The organism is Thiobacillus sp., assembly GCA_024235835.1.
GTDB lineage: Bacteria > Pseudomonadota > Gammaproteobacteria > Burkholderiales > Thiobacillaceae > PFJX01.
The window spans coordinates 115554-138000 of sequence record JACKLQ010000002.1; the positions used below are offsets into that span (position 1 = coordinate 115554).

Below are 22447 nucleotides of genomic sequence, written 5' to 3' on the forward strand. Positions count from 1 at the left end.
GGTTAGATGAAACTTAAGTGAAGCTGCCGGGCATGACAGATATGGAGATCACCATGCCGCATGCCATCTTTAAATTCATGGCCTTGATCGGCGTCTTGGTGGCCGGCCCAGCCCTGGCCTGGCACCAGGACTGGCAGGCCAGGGTGTTGCGGGTGGAAGTCACCCGCGCCGATGGCACCCAGGAGCTGGGCTCCGCCGTGCCCCTGGCGGGAGACCGTCTGGTGACCAACTGCCACGTGCTTCGCAATGCGGCGCGCATCGAGGTGCAGGTGGGCGACGAGGCGCGTCTAGCCCGCACCGACCTGACGGACGCCTACCGGGATTTATGCTTCCTCACCCTGCCGGGCCTTAATGCCTCCCCCATGCCCATGATCGAACTGGGCGAGACCCGGGTGGGGCTGGAAGTGGCGGCGGTGGGCTGGCCGGCGGGCGAGTTCGCCGTGAGCCGGGGCCGGGTCATCGGCCTGCACGCCTGCGAATGCGACGGCGGCCGGGTCATCCAGACCTCCGCCCCCTTCGACCGGGGCGCCAGCGGCGGCGGCCTGTTCGACCACGACGGCCGCCTGGTGGGCATCCTCACCTTCAAGGCCAAGGCGGGGGGCAACTTCCACTTCGCCCTGCCGGTGGGCTGGCTGCGGCACATGGCGGAGAGCAAGCTGGAACCCATCGCCGGGCATCAGACCTTCTGGGAGGCCCCCGGCAGGGAGAGCGGCTATTTCCTGACCGCCTGCGACCTGGGCGCCAAGGAGAACTGGCGCGCCCTGCAACGCCTGGCGGAGGAATGGTGCGAGCAGGAACCCAACAACCCCGAAGCCTGGATGGCCCTGGGCCGCGCCCTGCGGGGCCGGGATCAGGCGGAGGACGCCGCCGCCGCCTTCCAGAAGGTACTGATGCTGGATTCCACCCACGCGGAAGCCAAGTGGGCCTTGGAACAGCTGGAGTTCGAACTGAGCAAAAGCCTTATGCCCACCGGGGCGCTGTGAGCAGGCGAGATTTCGATTCCACACCCTGGAGAACTCCATGCGCCTGCTACTGACCCTCACCCTAGCCACCACCCTGGTTTGGCATTCCACTTCCGTCCTTGATGACGGCGTGCCGGTCATCAAGGACGATGACCAGTTGAACCGGGAACTGACTGGCCGGTGCACGCCATTGCCACCGACGCCCTGCGCACGTACCCGAAGGACACCCCTAGGGGATAGGGCGGCCGTCACCCATCGGCATGTCCAGATTCATCCGGCTTGGCCAGGCTGGTCATCGCATGACTGCGACTGAAGCAGGATCACTTTCCTTCGACCCACCTAAGCAGCACCTACACAGGAATTTTCAGCAGTAAGCGGGTTTAGTGAAACCCGCATGGAATCTGGTGGCAGGGGCGGAATCGAACCGTCGACACGCGGATTTTCAAAAAAATTTTGAAACGCAGCCATACGCAACTATGTTAATAAACAAGCACTTGAGCGAATTCAAACGCAACTGAACGCACCCAGGACAGGCTTTTCACGATGGCAGTGTCAGAAAATCGTCAGACGCTGACCATCGCCCACACGCTATAACCGACCCTCGCCCCAGGCGATGCATTGGGTATCGGAATACCCTGTGCGACCCGGCCGGTGTTCCTGCCCCACAGTCCCCGGGCACGGCCTGTAGAGGTCCGCGCGATCGCGGTTTACCCACTTTTCCGGCTCCCAGATCAAACTCGCCCGACCCATTGCTACATTGGTTTCCATCCACTTTAAAGCCAAACCATGGAAACCCAAACCCAATCCACGCTCATGGACAAGCAAGCGGTGTACAAGCGCCTGGCGATCTCGCCCCGCACCCTGGAATACATGACCAAGGGCGGGCAGTTTCCGCCGCCGGTCAGGATCGGCAAGCACGTGTAATGGAGTACGGCGGCAGTTGACCGGTGGCAACACCGGCTCTTTGCCGCCCAGGAGTCCTGGCAAGGGTAGGCTCGCTCCTCTGGGGCATCCCCCGCCATTACCGAACCGTGGACTGTCAGGGCGTGCCCCCGCCGCAGGGCCCGGGCATTGAACGAGTGTGTTCAGGCTGTTGTGCATCTCGCGACATCCAGGAGAAGTACCAGCCGCCCTGCCCAGCAAGGTTTCCCGGGCGCGGTGGCGGACCATCCACGTCCCATGCCATCAACTGCGTATTGCAAGCACTGAAACCTAGAATCCCGTCCGAATTTCGTCAGCCAGACGGCGCAGCGAAGCGGCGTCGCCCTCCAAGCCGGTAAATGCGAACGGGTTGAGGAACACCCCGCCCTGGAGCAGGTTGCGGTCTACCGAGGTCAGGCCCGCCTCGGCGCATACGTCATCCCAATGCTCCCGGATGGCATGCAGTTGGGCCTCGACAATGGTGATGGCCTCGCCCAAATTCAAATGATATGACTCCACCCCCGCCAGGCAGGTGCTCAAGCGGCTCATGTTGTCGTTGCCGTGTATGAGCATGGCCTGGCTCGCCTCCTGCCCGGTTCGGGCCTGGGGGCAGACATCGTAGGCCGGTGTGAGGGTGAGCTGTTCGCCGTCCCAGAAGGCGGCGTGGTTTCGGGCGTGGTCATCCGTGTTGCCGCACAGGATGTTGAACACCATCCTGCTGAACAGTTCCCGCAGCGTGGCCTTTGAACCCGTGAACCGGTTTCGAATGACGGCTGCCAAGTCCGAGTAGCTGGCGTAGCGCGCCAGCATCTCGTCCAGGCCGAGGATGGTCAGGGCAGAAACCATCGGCTTGCGCACCCAGCCAGCCTGGTTCCGCACCCGGTCGAACCGCTCGACCAGCAGGACGTCCTTGCCTGCGGCGCGGACGATGGAAACGGGAGCGGCTTCCATTTCCGCGAGCAAGGCCAGCCGCATGGCCACGAACTCGGCTTTCACCACGCTGTATAGATCGGTCGATGCCGAGAATTTTGCAATGAACTTGCGGCTGCCGTCCTCGATCAGTGCCTTGGGACGGGCACCGCCGATGGCGGTGCCATGTCGCAAGGCCAGATCAAGCTCGGGAGTGAGCGGGGTACCCCGCTCAACACGTTCGGCAGCCTGTTGCAGCTCTTCAAGGCTGGCGTTCTGCGCGTTGCGGGGGACGTATTGTGTTGGTGAAGTCTGAAAGTCCAGTGCCCCGATTCGGTCGGATCCCGACTCGAGCAAAAAGACGAGCTCGGACAAGTCCATCCCGTCCAGCTGGGCGCCTTTCGTGCCGAATTTCTTGTTCAGGATCACCCGCCGGCCCCAGGCGTCAGGTGCAGCGTCGCGGAGGCACCCCGGCATGGACAGGCCCTCGAGCAGGGGCAACGCGCCCGAACGAAGCGGCAACTCCGGGAGGTAGAGGGGGATGGCGCCGGGACGGGACAAGAAGGATTGGCCGTAGTTGAACCGCAATTCGTCCCCGTCCGCGAAGAGGCGACCGGCCACCACTGGCGCCGTCGCATCGGGCAACCAGACCCAGACAAAGGCCTCCGTGTAGGCGTCAGAACGCATCGTTCACTTCGGTGTCGGCTTTGTGGATTGCCTTGGGGAGCAGGGCGAGCTTGTCATCGGCGCGCGCGATTTTGTCCACCAGCCGGCCCGGGCCGGCATCGAACAGAGGGACCCCGACAAGGGCGGCCGCCTCAAACATGAGGCCCACCTCGACCTTCGGATCACCCTTCTCGATACGTTGCAGGGTGCTACGCGAGATGCCCGTCCGTTCGGCCAGCTCCGCAGCCGTCATCCGGCGCTGCTTGCGGGCAAGCTGGATAAGTTTGCCAAGCAAGGTGAGCGCCTCGAGCGAGGCGCGGGAATAAGTTCTGTGCTCAATACGCGGCATAGCTGAATGACTCATTGATGAATCATCATAAAGAACGGGAGCTGCATGTCAATACGATTGATTCATCTATGAGTCATATGTCAATTATATGGTTTATAGATGGTTCATATTATAAACCGGACGGGCGGAGGATTTCATGTGTTCAAGCCTTCGTTTGGGGTGACTCAAGGCAATGGGCATCATCTGATCGGCTTGGGTGTCGAGTCCCATGTCATACAGGTCGGCATCAACATGCCTGACCTCGAGCAGGCCCAGGGCATCGGATCCTTGAGGGTGTTAATCAGCGTGCAAATTTGACCAAAGCGATGTGAAGTCAATGGAGCGACACGCGGACTTCGGAATGCTGCCGGGGAAAGCGTGAGCCCAGAAAGCAAAAAGGCCACCGCAATGGGTAGCCTAAATGCTTGATTTGTTAGTGGTGGCCAGGGGCGGAATCGAACCGTCGACACGCGGATTTTCAATCCCATGACACCGTTCGTATCCTATTGATTTGCAATGCTTTCAAACACATACTTCACCCTGAATTGCACATAATTGCACACGGAATGCGGTTTATTGCCGGTGCATGTGCAATTGCACATGAATTTGCACAGGGGGAAAACGATGGGCATTCGTCGGCTGGCAAGCGGCAAATGGCGACTCCAGATACGTCGCAAGAACCTTCAGGTGGACGAGCTGTATGACAGCGAACCGGAGGCCAAGGAGGCACTCGGCAAGTACACCCATGCCAGTGGCAAGAGCCGCGAAGATATGACCCTAGAGGAGGCCTGGGAACTCTATGCCAAGTCCCTTGAATATGCCTCCAAGCGGGAGCGCACCAAGGACACCGAGGCCTCCCGCATAAAGCGCCTCCTCGACAAGTACGGCACCTTGGCCGTCTCTGCATTTTCTGCTGACCTGGTTGAGGGGTACATCACCAAACGCCTGAAGGACACGCCAAAGCCTTCCTCGGACGCCATCCGTCTGGAGGTCGCCTCACTGTCCGCATTGATGAATTTCTGCCGCAAGAAGCGTCTGATCGCAGCCAACCCCTGCATTGGGGTCCAGCGCCCAGCTGCAGCCTCTACCCCGCGAAGACTGCTCCAGGAGGATGAGGGTGCCCTCATCTCCCTCCTTTCCCATAGCAATCCCCGGTTCCGGTTCGCAGCCCGTTTATGCCTGCTGGTCCGGGAAACGGGCGCCCGGCCGGGCGAATGGGGCGGAGCCACCTACAACGACATCGACTTCAGCAAGAACACCATCACGTTCCGGAACACCAAGTACAAGAAACAGCCACGGACTGTTCCACTCACCGCTGCCGCCGCCCGGCTACTGACCTCACAACTGCAGGATGTGGTCATCGACAACTTCGAGACCTTTGGCAATACAGACGTGATCTTCCCAGCCGTGGGCCAGGATGGAGAGGTCAGGCCCATGCACTACACCGGCGCATTGCGGGACATCAAGAAGAAAGGACTCCTGAACAAGCGGGTCCGCGCCCATACCGGCCGGCATGAATTCATCAGTACGCTGGTCGAGTCCACGGACCTGGACGATTCCCGGATCATGTCCCTGGTTGGACACCACAGTCCCGCCTCAATGGAGGTGTACAAGCATGTCCGGAACGTGCGGTTTCGTCCCCAGATCGAGGAGATTGAACCAGCCAGGAGAACCCAGCGGGTCGGCTCCCTGGCCACCGCCTTGGACCTGCCCCAGAAGGTTATCGAGATGATGCTGCTCCATGAGCGGGAAAAGCTGGCCGAGGAGGGCCTGGATGACGGCGGGGACGAGTTGCTGTTCGACTCGGAGTTCATCCAACGTATCAACATGCTGAACGTTCGGGCCGGGAACACGCCCCACGAACGGCTTCAGACCTTGATCCGACTTAGGGAGGAACTGCTCAAGGCCATGGGGTTCACTCAACCCGGCAAACCAAACCCGGGCCCAGACCTGACAAACATCATCGAGGCCTCTTCCATCGGAGCAAGCCATGTGCCTCAAGCCGACACAGACCACGTGCTAGGCCTGCTGGATAACGCCTTAAAGGCCCTCAAGAAGGAGAAGAGATAAGACGGGCCTGTAGCTGCCCCTTGATTCAGGCTTCAGGGTGGTGGGCTGTTGCGGTTTCATGGGCACCTAAAGGACCCAGGGTCGATCCCCGCGGGTGCGGGGGAAGCACGGGGCGCCTAAAGGTTCACCAATACGGGGAAGGTCGATCCCCGCGGGTGCGGGGGAAGCTTAACGGGGCCGAAGGGCAGGGGGACGTACATGGGTCGATCCCCGCGGGTGCGGGGGAAGCCAGGCTGCTGCCTTGGCAATCTCTGCATCCACGGGTCGATCCCCGCGGGTGCGGGGGAAGCTGAGTTAGAGATCTTCCAGTACATTGCGACAAGGGTCGATCCCCGCGGGTGCGGGGGAAGCTGGGGATGGGGGGGTGGTGCGTGCTGGGTGTCAGGTCGATCCCCGCGGGTGCGGGGGAAGCTCGCTCATTCAGTGCCTCTATTTGCTGGGCGAGGGTCGATCCCCGCGGGTGCGGGGGAAGCTTTTACTTCTTCTTGCTGGCGGGCCGGGACTCGGGTCGATCCCCGCGGGTGCGGGGGAAGCGTCATTCGGGCCTTGCCTGATGCGGCGGAACTGGGTCGATCCCCGCGGGTGCGGGGGAAGCGCCCACACCTTGAACTTGCTTCCAGTGCCGGAAGGTCGATCCCCGCGGGTGCGGGGGAAGCGCGCTCAAGTCCCTGACCTCCAGCGATGGGCTGGGTCGATCCCCGCGGGTGCGGGGGAAGCCGCATCTCGCAATCTGGATGCCGTCCGCCGTTGGGTCGATCCCCGCGGGTGCGGGGGAAGCCGTGCAGCCTCGCAGCAACCGGCTTCCGGTCACGGTCGATCCCCGCGGGTGCGGGGGAAGCCTTCTGCGCATGACGTAGCGGAGCACAAGGATGGGTCGATCCCCGCGGGTGCGGGGGAAGCCTGATATTAGCGTTGCCGGAAAACAGGCAGGCGGGTCGATCCCCGCGGGTGCGGGGGAAGCCGGGATCAACTTGCGTAGGGGCGAATCCACCGGGGTCGATCCCCGCGGGTGCGGGGGAAGCCCAAAATGCCGCCCCCTTGTGAGTAGCCAGAAGGGTCGATCCCCGCGGGTGCGGGGGAAGCCCGATCTGCCTGGGCAAGCGCTGGAGTCCTACGGGTCGATCCCCGCGGGTGCGGGGGAAGCCCTCAAATGACCGGGCCGGGCATCGTTTTCATGGGTCGATCCCCGCGGGTGCGGGGGAAGCTCACCGTAAGCAGTGCTTACGGTTTTCAGGCCAGGTCGATCCCCGCGGGTGCGGGGGAAGCCTTTGTCCCCTTCGGGGATGGGCTGCGCCCACAGGTCGATCCCCGCGGGTGCGGGGGAAGCCACAGGGGCCGCTTGCGTTACAGTTCCGGGCAGGGTCGATCCCCGCGGGTGCGGGGGAAGCTTACAGTTCCGGGGAGTTCCCCGCCGCCATCAGGGTCGATCCCCGCGGGTGCGGGGGAAGCAGGGTTATCACAGGCCCACCATGCGCCTGATGGGGTCGATCCCCGCGGGTGCGGGGGAAGCTGAGATGTTCCGGGAGGCCGCGCCCTGACGGGGGGTCGATCCCCGCGGGTGCGGGGGAAGCTGTTGCGAATCGTGACGGAAGACCTGCGCAAGGGGTCGATCCCCGCGGGTGCGGGGGAAGCGTAGATGGACCGTGGCAAAGCCACACCAAGAGGGGTCGATCCCCGCGGGTGCGGGGGAAGCGTCCGCGTGCTCGCTGACCTTGCCGAGATGGGGGGTCGATCCCCGCGGGTGCGGGGGAAGCTCGGTGGACACGTCCGCCAGGCTGGCGGCGTAGGGTCGATCCCCGCGGGTGCGGGGGAAGCCCGTTGAGGTCCGCCACGCCACAGTTTTGTCCGGGTCGATCCCCGCGGGTGCGGGGGAAGCGATGCAGGTGTGCCAGTGAGCGCGCCGATGGGGGGTCGATCCCCGCGGGTGCGGGGGAAGCCAGTACCGCGGTCAGTAGCCACACGATCAGCGCGGTCGATCCCCGCGGGTGCGGGGGAAGCCGGCCCCCTCGCGTTTTCCTCCGCTGCTCACAGGGTCGATCCCCGCGGGTGCGGGGGAAGCGGACGGATATATCAATAGTCGGACTCGGCCAGAGGTCGATCCCCGCGGGTGCGGGGGAAGCCGTAAAGGACAGGGGCGCGCATCTTTTCCCCCGGGTCGATCCCCGCGGGTGCGGGGGAAGCCCTCCTTGGCATCATGCTGCCACCTGCGGTTGAGGTCGATCCCCGCGGGTGCGGGGGAAGCTGATCCGGGCGCAGCAGGACACGCTTGGCCACGGGTCGATCCCCGCGGGTGCGGGGGAAGCACTCCGCCCAGCGCAAGCGTTTCACCGGCGGCAGGTCGATCCCCGCGGGTGCGGGGGAAGCATCGAGCAAGCACCGATGGCATCCCGTCCTAGAGGTCGATCCCCGCGGGTGCGGGGGAAGCTTTTTTCGGGGGCGTTCATGGTGATCTCCTTGGGGTCGATCCCCGCGGGTGCGGGGGAAGCCGGATGACCTCAGCGTAGCGGTCGACGAACTTGGGTCGATCCCCGCGGGTGCGGGGGAAGCGCATCGCATAGGCCGTGCCGGCGCCGGTGGTGGGGTCGATCCCCGCGGGTGCGGGGGAAGCACCACCCAGGTCATGACGACCATACCCACCAGGGGTCGATCCCCGCGGGTGCGGGGGAAGCATGAAGACGCCGGATCAGGCGTTGGCCCTGATGGGTCGATCCCCGCGGGTGCGGGGGAAGCCGTCCGTACTCAACCCGAGTATCGGCTTCAAAAGGTCGATCCCCGCGGGTGCGGGGGAAGCTCGGCCAGGCAGGGACAGGATCTTCCGGTACAGGGTCGATCCCCGCGGGTGCGGGGGAAGCATTGCCGCAGCCATGGTGCTCATGTCCTGCACGGGTCGATCCCCGCGGGTGCGGGGGAAGCCCGCCTACATCTTCGTCAAGGAGTTCGTGGGCGGGTCGATCCCCGCGGGTGCGGGGGAAGCTACACCTCCGGCGGCACGCTGACCTATGGCACGGGTCGATCCCCGCGGGTGCGGGGGAAGCTCGATGTCTTTCACCCGGAGCGACAGACCTTCGGGTCGATCCCCGCGGGTGCGGGGGAAGCCCATTGAGGTCCGCCACGCCGCTGCTCTGGCCGGGTCGATCCCCGCGGGTGCGGGGGAAGCTCATGGTCACCCGCCGCTTTAGGTCGCCCTGAAGGTCGATCCCCGCGGGTGCGGGGGAAGCCAACCCGAGTACACCGCAGAGGTGCCGCCAGAGGGTCGATCCCCGCGGGTGCGGGGGAAGCCCATCCGGTTCCATTGGTAAGCCGAAATGACCAGGTCGATCCCCGCGGGTGCGGGGGAAGCGCCAAAGGCTTGCAGGCGGATCTGGACAAGGAAGGTCGATCCCCGCGGGTGCGGGGGAAGCCTTGCCCTGACATACCGCCACCGCCACGCCGAGGGTCGATCCCCGCGGGTGCGGGGGAAGCGCCATCGGTGCCGGTATTCTGCTCATCGGCGGAGGTCGATCCCCGCGGGTGCGGGGGAAGCCGGCCGTGGCCAACGATCAGCAGATCAACCGGGGGTCGATCCCCGCGGGTGCGGGGGAAGCGACAGTACGACGACCGCCCTGTGTCGCAGGACGGGTCGATCCCCGCGGGTGCGGGGGAAGCTGCAGCAGGAGCAGGCAGACCTTGCACAGCGCCGGTCGATCCCCGCGGGTGCGGGGGAAGCACGGCAGAGCAGAACGCCAAGATCGCCGCCGAGGGTCGATCCCCGCGGGTGCGGGGGAAGCGCCCCAAGGGGCAGGGAGTCAAACGGTTACAGGGGTCGATCCCCGCGGGTGCGGGGGAAGCTTGACGGGGCCAAAAGGCAGGGGCACGTACATAGGTCGATCCCCGCGGGTGCGGGGGAAGCCTTCCGGCTACACGCGCCAGGGTGCTCTTGCGGGGTCGATCCCCGCGGGTGCGGGGGAAGCTGCGGCGCCGGGATGCGCCAGCCATCGCCAGAGGGTCGATCCCCGCGGGTGCGGGGGAAGCTGCCGCCCAATCCATCACGCCCCCACGCTGACGGGTCGATCCCCGCGGGTGCGGGGGAAGCTGCCACATGGAATGGAACGGGTTGCCAATCCCGGGTCGATCCCCGCGGGTGCGGGGGAAGCACCACCGTGGTGTCGTTGGTGTCCTTGAGGGCGGGTCGATCCCCGCGGGTGCGGGGGAAGCCCATGCTGCTCCAGCAAGACAAGCTGGGTGCCGGGTCGATCCCCGCGGGTGCGGGGGAAGCCAGATCTGGCCGTTGTGGGTGGTTTTTGCAAAGGGTCGATCCCCGCGGGTGCGGGGGAAGCACAGGAGCGCGCATTTTCTCGCCGGTGGACAGGGGTCGATCCCCGCGGGTGCGGGGGAAGCCAGGGCATGAGCTTCAGGGAGGCGGTGGAGGCAGGTCGATCCCCGCGGGTGCGGGGGAAGCACTGAATAGCATCCCCGCTGCAGCTGGGCGGTGGGTCGATCCCCGCGGGTGCGGGGGAAGCTCTTTATTACAAACGCTTGAATTGTCTCTAATTGTTAAAGATCAGGGTGTAGCAGCCTGTAGCCTGTCAGTAGGCCGTCGATCGAGGCAACCCTGATAGGCGGGACGCCTAGAGTTCGCACCCCCTGGCCACAAGGGATAGTGGAGTCGGCCCAGACCATGACGATGGAGGCGTCCGTTTCATGAAGGAACCACTCCGCTGCCACAGCCCAGATGCGTTCCCGTACCGCCGGGGAGATGTGGGGGGCACTGTAGACACCGGGCGCCAACTCCAACAGGGAACTGGCGAGGAAACCGCGCATCCGGTCACTGACGTTGCGGGTTACCACCAGGGTCATGGTCACCGAACAACTCCTTGATGCGGTCGATCATTTTCGGGATGAGCTTGAAGCGCCGGAATTCCATTGCGGCTTCCCGGCGCAGGGTGCGTTCCAGGTTGAGGCTCTTGTCGTCGAGCGCTTTCCGGGCGACACGGAAAGCCAGGGGGATAACGACTTCTGCGCGGTAGAGGTCGGCGACGTCGAGGGTGAAAGCATTGCTGGAGTCCTCATGGATGAAACCCAGCGGCGGCAATGCACCAACCGCGGCAACGGCGACATCGGCCGCACTTTCGACGAACGTGGCGGCATGGTTGACGGCCTGGTTGGGGATGTCCGCACCTTCCGGGCGGCTTCGGTCGTAGCGACGGCCTTGCCAGGAGATGCGCTGGCGGTCGGCTTCGATCCGGTAGATCTCTTTCATGCGGCCGCCTTCGATGCCGCGCAGGACGCTGATGTCGCGGTGGGGAAGGATGCGACCAAAGCGCAGTGCGTACATCTTGCGGGCAACGTCGAGGCGGGTTTTTCCGTTGGCCCAGAGGCGGGCATGGGCACGAGCGATTTCGCTGTGGCCCTGGCCCATGGGCGGGGCGGTGTAGAACTTGGTGCCGCCATCGCCGACGGCGGCGAGCAGGGTGCCGTGGCGGGCGAGGATACGCAGGGCGTCGTGGCTGACGGTAGAGCCCGGCCCGAGAAGGATGAGAGAGACGTTCTGGTAGGGGATGGCGTAGTCGCCCGCATCGAGGTCGGCCGATTCGGTACAGACGAAGCGCAGGGTGCCGTCTTCGACGAAGAGTCGCCCGCGGGAGAGCCAGACCAGGCCGTGGCGGTCGACGTGGGGGATGCGGGCGTCGGCCAGGCCGAGCCGGCCTACGAGGAGTCCCGGCATGTCAGCTTCCGCTTGCAGTTGGTGGTCGAAGCAGCACCATGCCGAAGCCGAAGGTACGATGGCGGCCGATGCCGCGGGCGAGCAGGCGGGCGAAGGCGGCCGGGTCGTGGATCTGAAGTTCGCCGGTGAACAGGGCATCCGGCCGTTCCACGCCGCGGTGGCGCCGACCCTCGCCGCTACGCATTTGGCGCAGACTGTGGACACGGCGGAAGCCAGCGAGGGTGATGCCTTGGGGGGCGGCAACTGCGGCTCCGTCGCGCTGGAGTTGGCCGATGAGCCAGCGGCCGTAGATGTCGGCGCGGCTGGCTGGGTCGCGGCCTTCGGCTTTGGCGGCCTCGATTTCCACGAGGTAGAGGTCGCGTTCCCGTTCGCCGCGGCTCACCGGGCAGGCGCGGACTTCGAAGCCCAGGCGGCGGCCGGCGCTCCAGGCGTCGGGCATGGCCTTGCCGGCGGCAGTGCTCCAGTCGCAGACGCCGAGGGCCGCAGGTTGGGCAAAGGTGAGGGCATGTTCGGCAAGATGGGTGATGGGCTCGGCGGCATAACCCAGAAGGCGCAAGCCACGGCGGCTTTCCATGAGCCGGTAGGGCCGCGGCGCGAGGTCGCCCAGGGTGGCTGCAAGCCAGGCGTGGGCCGCATAACCGAAGTCTTCGTCGCTTTGGCTTTGCATTGCGGCATGGCCCTGTTGCCAGGCGAAGCGTGTGAGGGCGGCGGCGTCGAGGGGGAGTTCGATCAAGTGCATGGCATCACCTCGTTGAGCGGACCTTCTGCAACTAGGCGGCTGCCGGCGTGCCACTGGTTGTGCCAGTCGCGTTGGTCGTAGACGGGGTGGATCTGGGCTTCCGTGGCCTGCCCCAGATCAGCCGGCCAGCGGGCGGGCATAGCACCCTCGCTTTTTCGCACCCGGCAGGTGGCGTGGGGCTCGGCGCCGAGGATGGCGTGGACGTCGTCGCCACTGCGCCGGCCGATCAGGATGCGGCAAGCGGGCAGACAGGTCTTGCGGCCAATGAACAGGGGACGGGCCGGGTACCTCAGGGCGGCTTCGATTGCGGCAAGGTCCGGGGCCTCGTCGGCATCGGCGAGGGCGAGGGCACTGGTGACGATACCGTTGGCCCAGTAATGGCGGAATCGCTGGTGGGTGCCGAATTTGGCGTCTCCTCCGTCACGGTGTTCCGCCAGGCCGCGGGTGGTCCAGCCGGGGTGGCGCATCTTCTCCTGGCCGAGATCGACGGTGTGGTAGTCGCGCATGGCTTCACCGGCCAAGTCCCAGCGGGAGGCGATGATCAACCGTTCCTGGAGACGGCCGATGCGCTGCCCGTCGTGGTGGTGCCAGCCGAGGGCGTTGGCCAGGAGGCCGGCGAACAGCGACAGACCGGGGAAGCGGTCGGTGACGTTGTGCTGATCGACCATGACCCCGCCGAAGCTCATAAGTGGAGCGTCGAAACGCAGAATGAGGGCGTCCATCAGCCGGCTCCGAACAGGCTGTCGAGGACTGCGGCGATGCTGGCCTTGAGCGGGGCGCGGGGCACGTCGGCCAGGCTTTCGGTGGTAACGGTAGTGGAGACGAAGCGGTTTTCCTCACGGCCATACATGGCGTCGAGGGCGGCCAGGTGCTGTCCGAGGGCCTCCACCGCTTGCCGTTCCAGGTTGCCTTTGGGCTTCAAGGCCTCGAGGTAGGCGTTGGCGAGGGTGCGCGGCTGGGTCTTGCCAGTTTCCAGCAGGACGCAAGCGGCGCGGGCATAGGGGGCGGTGGCGCCCAACTTGGCACCGGGGCTGACGGTGGCGATGGCTTCGATGAGGCGGCTCAACACGTCACGGACATCCTGGATAGTTTCCTTCGGTTGCTTTTTCCAAGCAGTCGGATCGCAGCCGCACAGATTTGAGACGAGCAGGGGCACGTCCACCACGATGTAGCCATAGAACAGGCCGGCCCCCAGTTCCATATCGCCGGCGTGCGCTGCACCGGCGTCTTCATCGGCTTCCTTGAGGTCGTCCACCACGGTGAAGTAGTCCACTTCGGTGGCCAGCGGATGCACAGTGAAGGCGTGAGCGACATGCACCGCGGCATCGGTGCGGGCGAGAATGTCGGAGGTGACGAAGCGGCCGAACAGAGCACCTTCGATGCCTGCGACTAGACTCACACCGGCTGTCTTCCACATGGCCTGCAGATTGCCTTTCTCGGCCTTCAGGCGTTCGTCCAGCAACTTGACGGGGTCGCTTTCGGCTCCGGCGCATTCCTTGATCAGGCTGACCAGGTAATCCGCCTCGGGCTTGCCGAACAGGACGGGCTGGTTGAGTTGCAAGGGAGCATCCTTCTTCTGGCCGCCCTGGATCAGGCGCTTGAGTAAGGCTTCGGTGAGTTTAGTCGCGGTTTCCTGGTTGATGCCGGCTTCGACAACGCGGGCCAGGATTTCCCGTTCGAAGAACAGTCGGGAGCGGATGCCGCCAGGAAGATCGAGGTTACGGTGGAAGTCGTCACGCCAGTGTTTTTTCAAACATTGCGAGGACACCCGCATCCGCTCTGCATTGCCAAAGGGAATGCGCTTGGCGAGCCCGGCATCGTCTCGGTTGAGCAGGCCGGCGGCGTAGGAAGTGAGGGTGTGGATTTGCAGGAACATGACGTCAGTCCTCCTTGAGGTTGCGGTAGTAATCACGGGCGATTCGGGTGTTGATACGTTCGCGGGCCTCCGGGCTAGTGGCGAAGAGGAGGTCAGCCAGGTGGCGCCAGTCGCAGGCGATGCCTTTGGCGGCGATCTGGCGGGCGGCACGCAGGGCCAGGGCGCGCAGGGTGTCGCCGTCAGCTGACAACAAGCGTTCCAGCCGGCTTTCGGCATAGCGCGCTTCGGCCAGGGCCTGGCCCAAGGGGCGAGCAGGATCGAAACCACCGTCGCGCTGGATGGCCAGCGCGCAGACCAATAGGCGCCAGTCGGGCAGCCAGCGTTCGCCCTGCCAGGCTTCGTCCACATGGCGCAACAGGAGGCGGTGCAGTGCCAGGGGGGCTGCCCCATCCAGGGCCATGCGCTTTAGCGCGGCGCGTTCTCCATTGGGAAAGTGAGGATCGCCGAGGGTGCGGGAGAGAGCCGGCACATGAGCGGCAGGCCAGCGAGGTTCAGGGGTGCTCATGGGGTGTCTCCAGGTAGGTTTCGAAGTGCTTTTTCAGGGAGCCATAGAACATGCCGCGCGCCCGCACCTTGGCCCGGTAGTCGCGTCCGTGGCGCATGGGTACACGCCGGATGGACTGCTCCAGGACGGTTTCGGCCAGGCGGTGCAGTTGTTCGAACCAGGGCTTCATCGCCCCGCTGTCGTTGGGCTGGTCGAGAGTAGTCCAGAGCCAGTCGAAGTAGCGGGGGTGCCAGTCACGGGTGAAGGAGCTGGCGGTGCTACCGACCCATTGGCTGATCTCCCGTTTATCGAGGTTGATGGAAACGGGGCCGCCTTCCATGAGGGCATAGAGAGCTGGTTGCAGGACGCGGTATTGAATGGCGGAAGCCATGTCTAGGCCTAGTTTCGACAGAACAGCGAGGCGGTCGCGGACCGGACTCTTGCCGAACAGCACTGGTCTGGCTTTTTCCGGGATGCGGATCGCGGCCTCATGGAATCCATCGGTGGTGCCTTGGCCTCGTACCAAGACGGACGCGGCGAACCATCCAGCGCCCTGGCCAGTCGGGATTTGCTGCATGACGGCGGGCTGGAAGCCGGCGTCGGCGAACATGAGGTTACGCAGGAGCTCTGGGGTGAGCCCGGAGGCGGGAACGGTGAGGGCGCCATTGGTCTTGCTGCTGATGGGTATCCAGGGGTCGCCGACGTTACCCTTTAATAGGTCGGCCCCACCTATGAATGTCTGTGCTGACCCTGCTGCCCAGAGTTGAATGTTTGCCCCGACAAACACTAAACGGTAACGACGAGCGATCTCGATAAAAAATGGATCAAGCGAACTGAGGGAATGGCTTGTATTGCCGTCCCATAATGGAATCCAGAGCAGCACCTTGCCATCGGGTTGGTAGCCGAAGGGTAAGCTAAGCTGAACTGGACGGTGCCTAAGTAGATTCTCGATATTCCAAGTGAACTGCTTGCCCAGTCGGAACGAGGGTAACCAGTCGACTCTAGGACGGCTACCGTACCCAGAGTTCATACGGCTAATACCACGGTTCATCCCGCCACCACTCCCCCTACCAAGTAGCCCCGTCATTGTCTGAGCAGAAAGCAGCGCATATGCCCAGCCCTCAAGATCCATGACATCACCACGACTCGCCTTGATATCGTGGTTCTTCGCCGTTTGCAGTACATCCAGGGCGTCCGGGCTGGCTGCCTTGGGTTTGTAGTCCTTGTCGAACACGACCTTGCTGGGTGCCGGCGGTTGAAGAAACGCGGGGCGGGTGGGGTCGGCCACAGCCAGTATCCATGCGTCATCGTTGTCACACCCTTCGGATGTGGTGAGTGTGCGGATGCTCTGCAACCAAAAGTCCGCCGTTTGTCTCGGGTCGGCCACACCCTGGCGGTCGAGCACGGCACCGGCGAGGTAGCAGAGGAAGATGTGGAGGGCGTCTTCCTGGTGACGTTGCAGGCCGGGCAGGCTTTCCACCCTGTCTTCACCCAGCAGGGCGAGGAGTTCGGGCAGGCTGGCGCGGGTCGCGCCTTCTGACAGACGCACGCGGAACAGTGGGTCAGTGAGCAGGTTCATCGACTTTCTCCAATCCGAATCGGGAATAACGGAAATGCAGGGCACCGACATGAATGTCCAAAATACGCTCGACCTGGCTCACCAGATGAGCCTGTTCTGAAGCCAAGCCCCGAGCGAGATGACCGGGCAAATTGAGTTCGTGGATGAGGTTGCCGAAGGGGGAGACATAGGCCCCGCCCAGGTCGAGAACGCGGTCGTTCAGCCCCAGGCGGGTGGCGAGACGTTCTTCGAGTCTTTCGTTGAACAGAAACTCGCCGAAGTGATGGTCCGGAATCAGGGCATGGTGGGCGGCCATCGTTTGGGCCAAGGCAGCGCCGGTGAGACGGCCGCCATGTGCCTGCCACTTGGGACTAGCGAGGCTGGCGAGCCTTTCCGGGTGGGTGGTGCTTTCCACCAGCAGACGGTTGTCGCGGGGGATTTCGATCTCCGGCCTGCCGGCCGCCCAGTCGCGGGTCAGTTGCAGGATGCGCAGGTCTTCGTAGACGGAACCCAGGCCGGCCAGGCCGCCGCGGGCGAGCTCGCCGTTGGCTTTTAGATAGACGGAGAAATCTTCTTCGGCTGGGAGTAATACGGTACACACCGCCTTTGGCCGTACCCCACGGTCGTGTCGTTGCAGGCGTCCGATGCGCTGCAACAGAACATCCATCGGGCAGAGGTCGGAGATCAGCCAGTCGGCGTCGATGTCCAGACTCTGTTCCAGGGTCTGGGTGCCGATAAGCAACACCGCGCCGGAGGGAGATTGTTTGCCTAGGCGGCGGCTGACTTCCTTGTCGAGCAACTCCCGGTCGGCGCGGGCGAAGCGGCCGTGATGCGGGCAACGCTGACCATTGAGGCTAAATAGTACAGGTGCTAGGTCAGGATCGGCATCGGCCAACCGGGAGAGCGAAATAGCGCGGGCGACGGTGTTCGTTACCACCATTACCCGCTGCCCGGCGGCCATGCTGTCCCGCAGGCCCGGGAGCAGGGCTTCGAGGCCAAACAGATCGTCTCGGGGCTGGATAAGCACCCGCTTGGACCGACTCGCCGGGTCAGGCAGGTGGCGCATGGCGGCGCCCGGTGCACATAGCGAGGGATAGGGTTGAACTACGGCATGGTTAAAGTCTTCGGCCTCGGTCAGTCTGGCTTGAGGCGAGATATATTCCGCCCGGGCGCTACTGCCCAGCGTGGCGGAGAGCAATAGGGCACGGCCACCTGCGGCGAGGTGACGGGCGAGAAGGCGGCGGGAGAGGTATCGCATGTAGACGTCGGAACTGTGCACTTCGTCGATGACCAGCAGGGAACGGTCGAGACATGCGGCGCGCAAGTGTGCATGGGCTACCTGGATAACCGAGAACAAGGCCTGGTCGATGGTGCCCACGGCCACCGGCGCGGCCAAAAAGCGCTTGGGCCGCTCCGCCGACCACGCGCGTTCGCGTTGCATCTGCGCGGCTTCGTGGAAGAGTTGGGCAGGGGTGGGTAGTAAGTCCGGCGGCTCGCCGTCTACCTTGACATAGCCCGGCACGGCAAGCAGTACGGGGGGATGCGAAGGGCCGAAGGCGTTGCGCATGGCGCGGCAGACTCGATCATAGAGTTCCCGCGCCGCCACACGGGTGGGCAGTGCGAAGTAGAGGCCGTCCACCTCGCCCGCAGCGAACAGGGCGAGGAAATGCAAAAGGGCGGCTTCGGTCTTGCCTGAGCCAGTATCGGATTCGGCAATGAGCAGGGGCGGCAGACCGGCATTGTCGAGCGCGGCCTGGAGCGGCTTGGGTTCGCCCTGGATAGCGAAGATGTCGCCGAAGCCAGCCCGAGCGCCTTGCAGGGTCCGTCGGCTGTCGGCGACGTCCAGGCCGACTGCGGCAAGTGCCTTCCTGGCCTGCTGCCTGCCCCAGGGGATGCGTCTGCCTTCCTGATGGAAGGGGAAGAAGGCTTCGCGGTGCGAGCCCAGCCAGTCGGCCAGCATCAGCAGTCCGGCAAAGCGGTGCTCGAGTGCGAGAGTCAGTTGTAGTGGCGCGGCGGTTCTTTGGAACGCCAAAGGAAATGCGTTTCGCGCGGCTTCGCCCAGTTCGGACATAGCCGCGAATGGATCGTAGCCTGCATGTGACAGCCAGAGCTTGTGCCAACGGGCGATGTCGATAGGGCTGCAGCCGTCAAACCTGTAGGCTGGTTCCCCATGATGGGAAATGGCCGAGAGAAGCAGGCGCAACAGGTCTTCTTGTGGATTGGTAAACCAGTCAACCATGCCTTCCAGGCCTAGTGCGGCAACGGCCTTAAGACGTAGGTCTTCATCCGCATCGCTAGAGAATAGCGCGGCGGTTTCCCTCACGTGTCCGGACTTGAGCTCGCCGTGGGCGTCAATCCTGGCCTGGAATCCCCGGTTGCATTTTCCAAGATCGTGGAATAGTGCGAAGACAGCCAGGCGGTCGAGATGGATTTCGTTTAGCTGGCAACCCGCTTCTACCACGAGGATGCGGCGGACGCTTGGCAGGTTGCAGAGTTCACGAAATACACTTGCAACATCAACACAATGATTGACTAGAGATAGTTGATCAGTAACTACTTGAGTGCCGGGTTGAATTAGTAGCTTGCCCCAAGCCTGCATCCCCATCTCCCTGAGTTGTACCCAGATGGTTTGATTTACTAGTAGTGTGGCATTACTTCGGCCTTTGCGGACTGTGAAGTTGGCTCAGGTCAACGGCCGGTGGTCTGCTTCCTTGGGTTGCCCCGGTCTGGAGACGTCTCGTTCCGGACCTTACAGTAGAGGCCTTGGGACTACCGCTTCTCGGCCTGACCTGTATTTCGTTTTTTGTCAGTCGACGACTTTGATTATCCGCGAGCGGACATTCGAGGTCGGCTCAGAATTACGTCCCAACGTGCCGTGCGAACGGCAGCTACCTTCATATCTATTTCCAAGATCTGGCAAGTTGGTAGGCTGAGGGTGCTTACGATTCCCGAGGCATGTTAATCAGCGTGCAATTCTGACCAGGCAACCGGGGTAAACAGCGTGCAAATTTGACCACCCTGGTTGAGTCAAGATGCCGCCCTTTTGGCGGAGCAACCTGGAGTGATCAGCATGGAGAGTTTGTTGAAGCTGCGGCGAAAAGCCCTGGTCAAGGGGGAACCGATCAGCCGCATCGCCCGCGACCTGAACCTGTCGCGCAATACCGTCAAGAAGTACCTCAAGGCCGAGATGGAGCCGGTCTACCAGAGAAGTCACCAACCCTGCCCCAAGCTGGGCAAGTACCGTCAGCAACTGGAGACCTGGCTGGAACAGGACGGCCAACGCCCCAAGGGGCAACGGCGCACTGCCCGGCGGCTGTACGAAGATCTTCAGCGGGAGGGCTATGCCGGCGCCTACGACAGCGTGCAGCGCTTCGTGAAGCACTGGAAGGGCAAAGCCCCCACCCCCGCCTGCGACGCCTATGTGCCCCTGAGCTTCCCCCCCGGGCGAGACCTGCCAGTTCGACTGGAGTCATGAGCAGGTGGAACTGGGCGGCGTGGTGCAGACCGTCAAGCTCGCCCACTTCCGCCTGGCCCACAGCCGCCAGACGTTCCTGGCGGCCTACCCCCGGGAAACCCAGGAGATGGTCTTTGACGCCCACAACCGGGCCTTCGCCTTCTTCGGAGGCGTACCCGAGCGGATGGTCTACGACAACCCCAAGACCATCGTCCAGGCCATCTACGCGGGCAAGGAACGCCAGTTCAACCGCCGCTTCCTGGCCCTGGCCAGCCACTACCTGTTTGAGCCCGTGGCCTGTACTCCGGCTTCAGGTTGGGGCGAGGCAGGGTTTCGCAAAGCATGCTTTGCGCTGCCGCAGCCGGCCCGGTATGCAGACCGGGCCGTGGGGCGCGGAGCGAGGGGCAAGTGGAGAACCAGGTGGGCAACGTCCGGGAATGGCTGTTCACCCCCCGACCATCCTTTGCTGACTTCAGCGCACTCAACGCCTGGCTGGAAGTCCGCTGCCGGGAATTGGCCAAGCGTCCCCACCCCGAGCAGAAGGACCGCCCCATCGCCGAGGTGTTCACCGAGGAACAGGCCCGGCTGCGCCCCATCGCCGCCCCCTTCGACGGCTACTTCGAGCAACCCTGCCGGGTGTCCAGCACCTGCCTGGTGAGCTACGACCGCAACCGCTACAGCGTCCCGGCGGAGTTTGCCGGCCAACGGGTGTCCCTGCGCGCCTGGGCGGATCGAATCGGGGTGGTGGCCGAAGGCCGTCTCATCGCCGAGCATGTCCGCAACTTCGGGCGGGAACGGTTGATCCTCGACCCCTGGCATTACCTGCCGGTGCTGGAACGCAAACCTGGGGCCCTGCGCCATGGCGCCCCCTTCCAGGGTTGGAAGCTGCCCGCGCCCATCTTCGCGGTGAAGGAACGCCTGCTGAAACAGCCCCAGGGCGACCGGGCCTTCGTGGAGGTGCTCTTGGCCCTGCGGGAACACGGCTCCGAGATCCTGACCGTGGCCTGTGATCTGGCCCTGGAACACCGTACCGTCACGGCGCCGGTCATTCTCAACCACGTGGCCCGCCTGGTGGCGCCGCCGCCGCCCCTCTCCACTGTGGTGACCGCCCTGATGCTCAAGGAAGCCCCCGCAGCCAACTGTGCCCGCTACGATGCCCTGCGCGGGAGGTCTCCATGCTGACCGAGTCCATCCAGTCCCTGAAGGCCATGCACCTCTATGGCATGGCCACCGCACTGGCGGAACTGGAGGCCGAGCGGTCCCGCATCCCCCCCAGTCCGGAGGTCTGGCTCAAACGCCTGATCGAGGCCGAGCAGGTGGATCGCCAGACCCGTTCCCTGCGTTATCAGTTGCGGGTGGCCAAGTTCCCCATGCACCGGGACTTCGCTACCTTCAATTGGCAGGAGTCCAGCCTCGACCAGGCCCAGGTTCAGCAACTGGCCACCGGGGCGTTCATGGCAGCGGCCCATAACCTGATCCTGGTGGGCGGGACCGGCACCGGCAAGACCCATGTGGCCATCGCCCTGGGGGTGGCGGCCATCCATGCCGGCAAGCGGGTGCGCTTCTTCAATGCGGTGGACCTGGTGAACCAGTTGGAGCGGGAGAAGGCCCAGGGCCGGGCGGGCGCCCTGGCCCGGCATCTTGCCCAGATGGATGCCGTGATTCTGGATGAACTGGGATATCTGCCGTTCCCGGCAGCGGGTGGGGCTTTGCTGTTCCACCTCATCAGCCAGCTCTATGAACGCACCAGCCTGATCGTCACCACCAACCTGGCCTTCGCGGAATGGGTCCAGGTCTTCGGGGACGCGAAGATGACCACCGCGCTCCTGGACAGGCTCACCCACCACTGCGACATCCTCGAAACCGGTAACGATTCCTTCCGTTTCAAGCACCGCAATCAGCCACGCTGACCCTGGTCAAAATTCAACGCTGACAGGTGGTCAATATTGCGCGCTGATTGACACCCGAGGCAGTCCTACCACTTCAATTGACGGCAACCGTCTTCCCCAGCAGCGCGGCCAAATACCGTTCGATCTCCAAAACAGGTGTGATGACTGAACGATTGCCGAAGCCAGAGACCGGTGCCTTTGGATTGTTTGCGTCGCCAAGCATGGCGCTCGTGATTCCGACCAGTGTAGATGAACGTCCCGAACCGTCGGAGAACAGGACCGGTCCGCCAGAGAACCCCGGAGGCGTGGCCGCACTTGAGATCAGGCTTGGTCCGTCCCGTCCATCGGGAGGAACCAGACCGGTGATCACGCCCGCAGACACTGTGGTCTCGATTGCCTGCGGGCGTCCGGGGTAGATGACGCGTAATGATCCATAGGCGAGCACCGGCTGGCCCAGCGTAACGGGGCCCGTCGCCTTCGGTGAACGCAGGATCGGGCAGCCGTATGGGTCAGCCGGATAGGCGATCGCGGCGACGTCCGCGATCGGTACATAGGTCTTCGGATGAAGTCTCGTGGCCAGTCTGGCGGGGAGGTTAGTCCCCCACGGAGTGACCCGAATTTCTTCAACCTTGTCTGCGAGCGCATGCGCTGCCGTGATCACGATGCAGCGGGTTTCATCGCGGGCATAAACCACACCCGTTGCGACGGAGCTGAATTTCTTGCTCCCCTCCGTCTCGACTACTTCGATGGTAACGACCGAGAGCCCCACCGGCCCGAGGTCGAGGCTCAGTTCTTCAAAAGCCTGAAGGGGTGCGTGGGACGAGGGCACCGCGCAGCCGCTAACGAGAGCGGCCGCGACGGCTTTTGTAACAATGAGTGCGCGCATC

The 22447-nt window shown here is 64.0% G+C and carries 14 protein-coding genes, 2 pseudogenes and 1 CRISPR repeat array; of the genes and pseudogenes, 5 read left to right on the forward strand and 11 right to left on the reverse strand.

What is annotated here, in order from left to right:
- Positions 1–53: 53 nt before the first annotated feature.
- Both H6935_08795 and H6935_08800 read left to right on the forward strand, forming a co-directional pair.
- A complete protein-coding gene (locus tag H6935_08795) occupies positions 54–983 on the forward strand; it encodes a trypsin-like peptidase domain-containing protein (protein MCP5278447.1) in 930 nt (309 codons plus the stop codon).
- Positions 984–1748: 765 nt separating this feature from the next.
- Positions 1749–1955: pseudogene (locus H6935_08800) on the forward strand (DNA-binding protein).
- Positions 1956–2174: 219 nt separating this feature from the next.
- Here the strand turns inward: H6935_08800 and H6935_08805 are convergent.
- Together H6935_08805 and H6935_08810 are read right to left on the reverse strand one after the other, a co-directional pair.
- On the reverse strand, positions 2175–3479 hold the full coding sequence (locus tag H6935_08805) for a type II toxin-antitoxin system HipA family toxin (GenBank protein ID MCP5278448.1): 1305 nt from the start codon (positions 3477–3479) through the stop codon (positions 2175–2177).
- Positions 3469–3807 (reverse strand): helix-turn-helix transcriptional regulator, encoded by a 339-nt coding sequence (locus H6935_08810; protein MCP5278449.1) that lies wholly within the window; start codon positions 3805–3807, stop codon positions 3469–3471. Before H6935_08810 ends, H6935_08805 begins: the two co-directional genes overlap by 11 nt.
- A 603-nt stretch (positions 3808–4410) precedes the next feature.
- Between H6935_08810 and H6935_08815 the strand changes: the two genes are divergently transcribed.
- Positions 4411–5856, forward strand: a complete 1446-nt coding sequence (locus H6935_08815; GenBank protein ID MCP5278450.1) for a tyrosine-type recombinase/integrase — start codon at positions 4411–4413, stop codon at positions 5854–5856.
- Between the two features lie 79 nt (positions 5857–5935).
- A CRISPR array of direct repeats spans positions 5936–10355; the repeat unit is 28 nt; unit sequence GGTCGATCCCCGCGGGTGCGGGGGAAGC.
- Positions 10356–10389: 34 nt separating this feature from the next.
- Here the strand turns inward: H6935_08815 and cas2e are convergent.
- Genes cas2e through cas3 form a run of 8 tightly spaced genes read right to left on the reverse strand, consistent with a single transcriptional unit; the run spans position 10390 to position 18822 of the window.
- A complete protein-coding gene (cas2e, locus tag H6935_08820; protein ID MCP5278451.1) occupies positions 10390–10698 on the reverse strand; it encodes a type I-E CRISPR-associated endoribonuclease Cas2 in 309 nt (102 codons plus the stop codon).
- Complete coding sequence (gene cas1e, locus H6935_08825) at positions 10661–11560, reverse strand: type I-E CRISPR-associated endonuclease Cas1 (GenBank protein ID MCP5278452.1); 900 nt, start codon at positions 11558–11560, stop codon at positions 10661–10663. Before cas1e ends, cas2e begins: the two co-directional genes overlap by 38 nt.
- 1 nt (position 11561) lies before the next feature.
- Positions 11562–12299 carry a type I-E CRISPR-associated protein Cas6/Cse3/CasE gene (cas6e, locus tag H6935_08830; GenBank protein MCP5278453.1) on the reverse strand — a complete coding sequence of 246 codons (738 nt, stop codon included), beginning with the start codon at positions 12297–12299 and terminating at the stop codon, positions 11562–11564.
- Positions 12290–13021 (reverse strand): type I-E CRISPR-associated protein Cas5/CasD, encoded by a 732-nt coding sequence (cas5e, locus tag H6935_08835; GenBank protein ID MCP5278454.1) that lies wholly within the window; start codon positions 13019–13021, stop codon positions 12290–12292. Before cas5e ends, cas6e begins: the two co-directional genes overlap by 10 nt.
- Positions 13021–14175, reverse strand: a complete 1155-nt coding sequence (cas7e, locus tag H6935_08840; protein ID MCP5278455.1) for a type I-E CRISPR-associated protein Cas7/Cse4/CasC — start codon at positions 14173–14175, stop codon at positions 13021–13023. The genes cas5e and cas7e overlap by 1 nt, the downstream gene beginning before the upstream one ends.
- A gap of 4 nt (positions 14176–14179) precedes the next feature.
- A complete protein-coding gene (gene casB / locus H6935_08845; protein ID MCP5278456.1) occupies positions 14180–14680 on the reverse strand; it encodes a type I-E CRISPR-associated protein Cse2/CasB in 501 nt (166 codons plus the stop codon).
- Positions 14667–16238, reverse strand: a complete 1572-nt coding sequence (gene casA / locus H6935_08850; protein MCP5278457.1) for a type I-E CRISPR-associated protein Cse1/CasA — start codon at positions 16236–16238, stop codon at positions 14667–14669. The genes casB and casA overlap by 14 nt, the downstream gene beginning before the upstream one ends.
- Entirely contained in the window at positions 16222–18822 is a 2601-nt protein-coding gene (gene cas3, locus H6935_08855; GenBank protein MCP5278458.1) for a CRISPR-associated helicase Cas3', read from the reverse strand. Before cas3 ends, casA begins: the two co-directional genes overlap by 17 nt.
- Before the next feature lie 456 nt (positions 18823–19278).
- On the opposite strand from cas3, the pseudogene H6935_08860 reads away from it, so the two are divergent.
- Positions 19279–20853: pseudogene (locus H6935_08860) on the forward strand (IS21 family transposase).
- Positions 20847–21581 (forward strand): ATP-binding protein, encoded by a 735-nt coding sequence (locus tag H6935_08865; protein ID MCP5278459.1) that lies wholly within the window; start codon positions 20847–20849, stop codon positions 21579–21581. Before H6935_08860 ends, H6935_08865 begins: the two are co-directional and overlap by 7 nt.
- Positions 21582–21654: 73 nt before the next feature.
- Here the strand turns inward: H6935_08865 and H6935_08870 are convergent, their stop codons facing one another.
- The gene (locus tag H6935_08870; protein MCP5278460.1) at positions 21655–22446 is read right to left on the reverse strand and encodes a trypsin-like peptidase domain-containing protein; all 792 of its coding nucleotides are present in this window, start codon (positions 22444–22446) and stop codon (positions 21655–21657) included.
- Between the last annotated feature and the right edge of the window lies 1 nt (position 22447).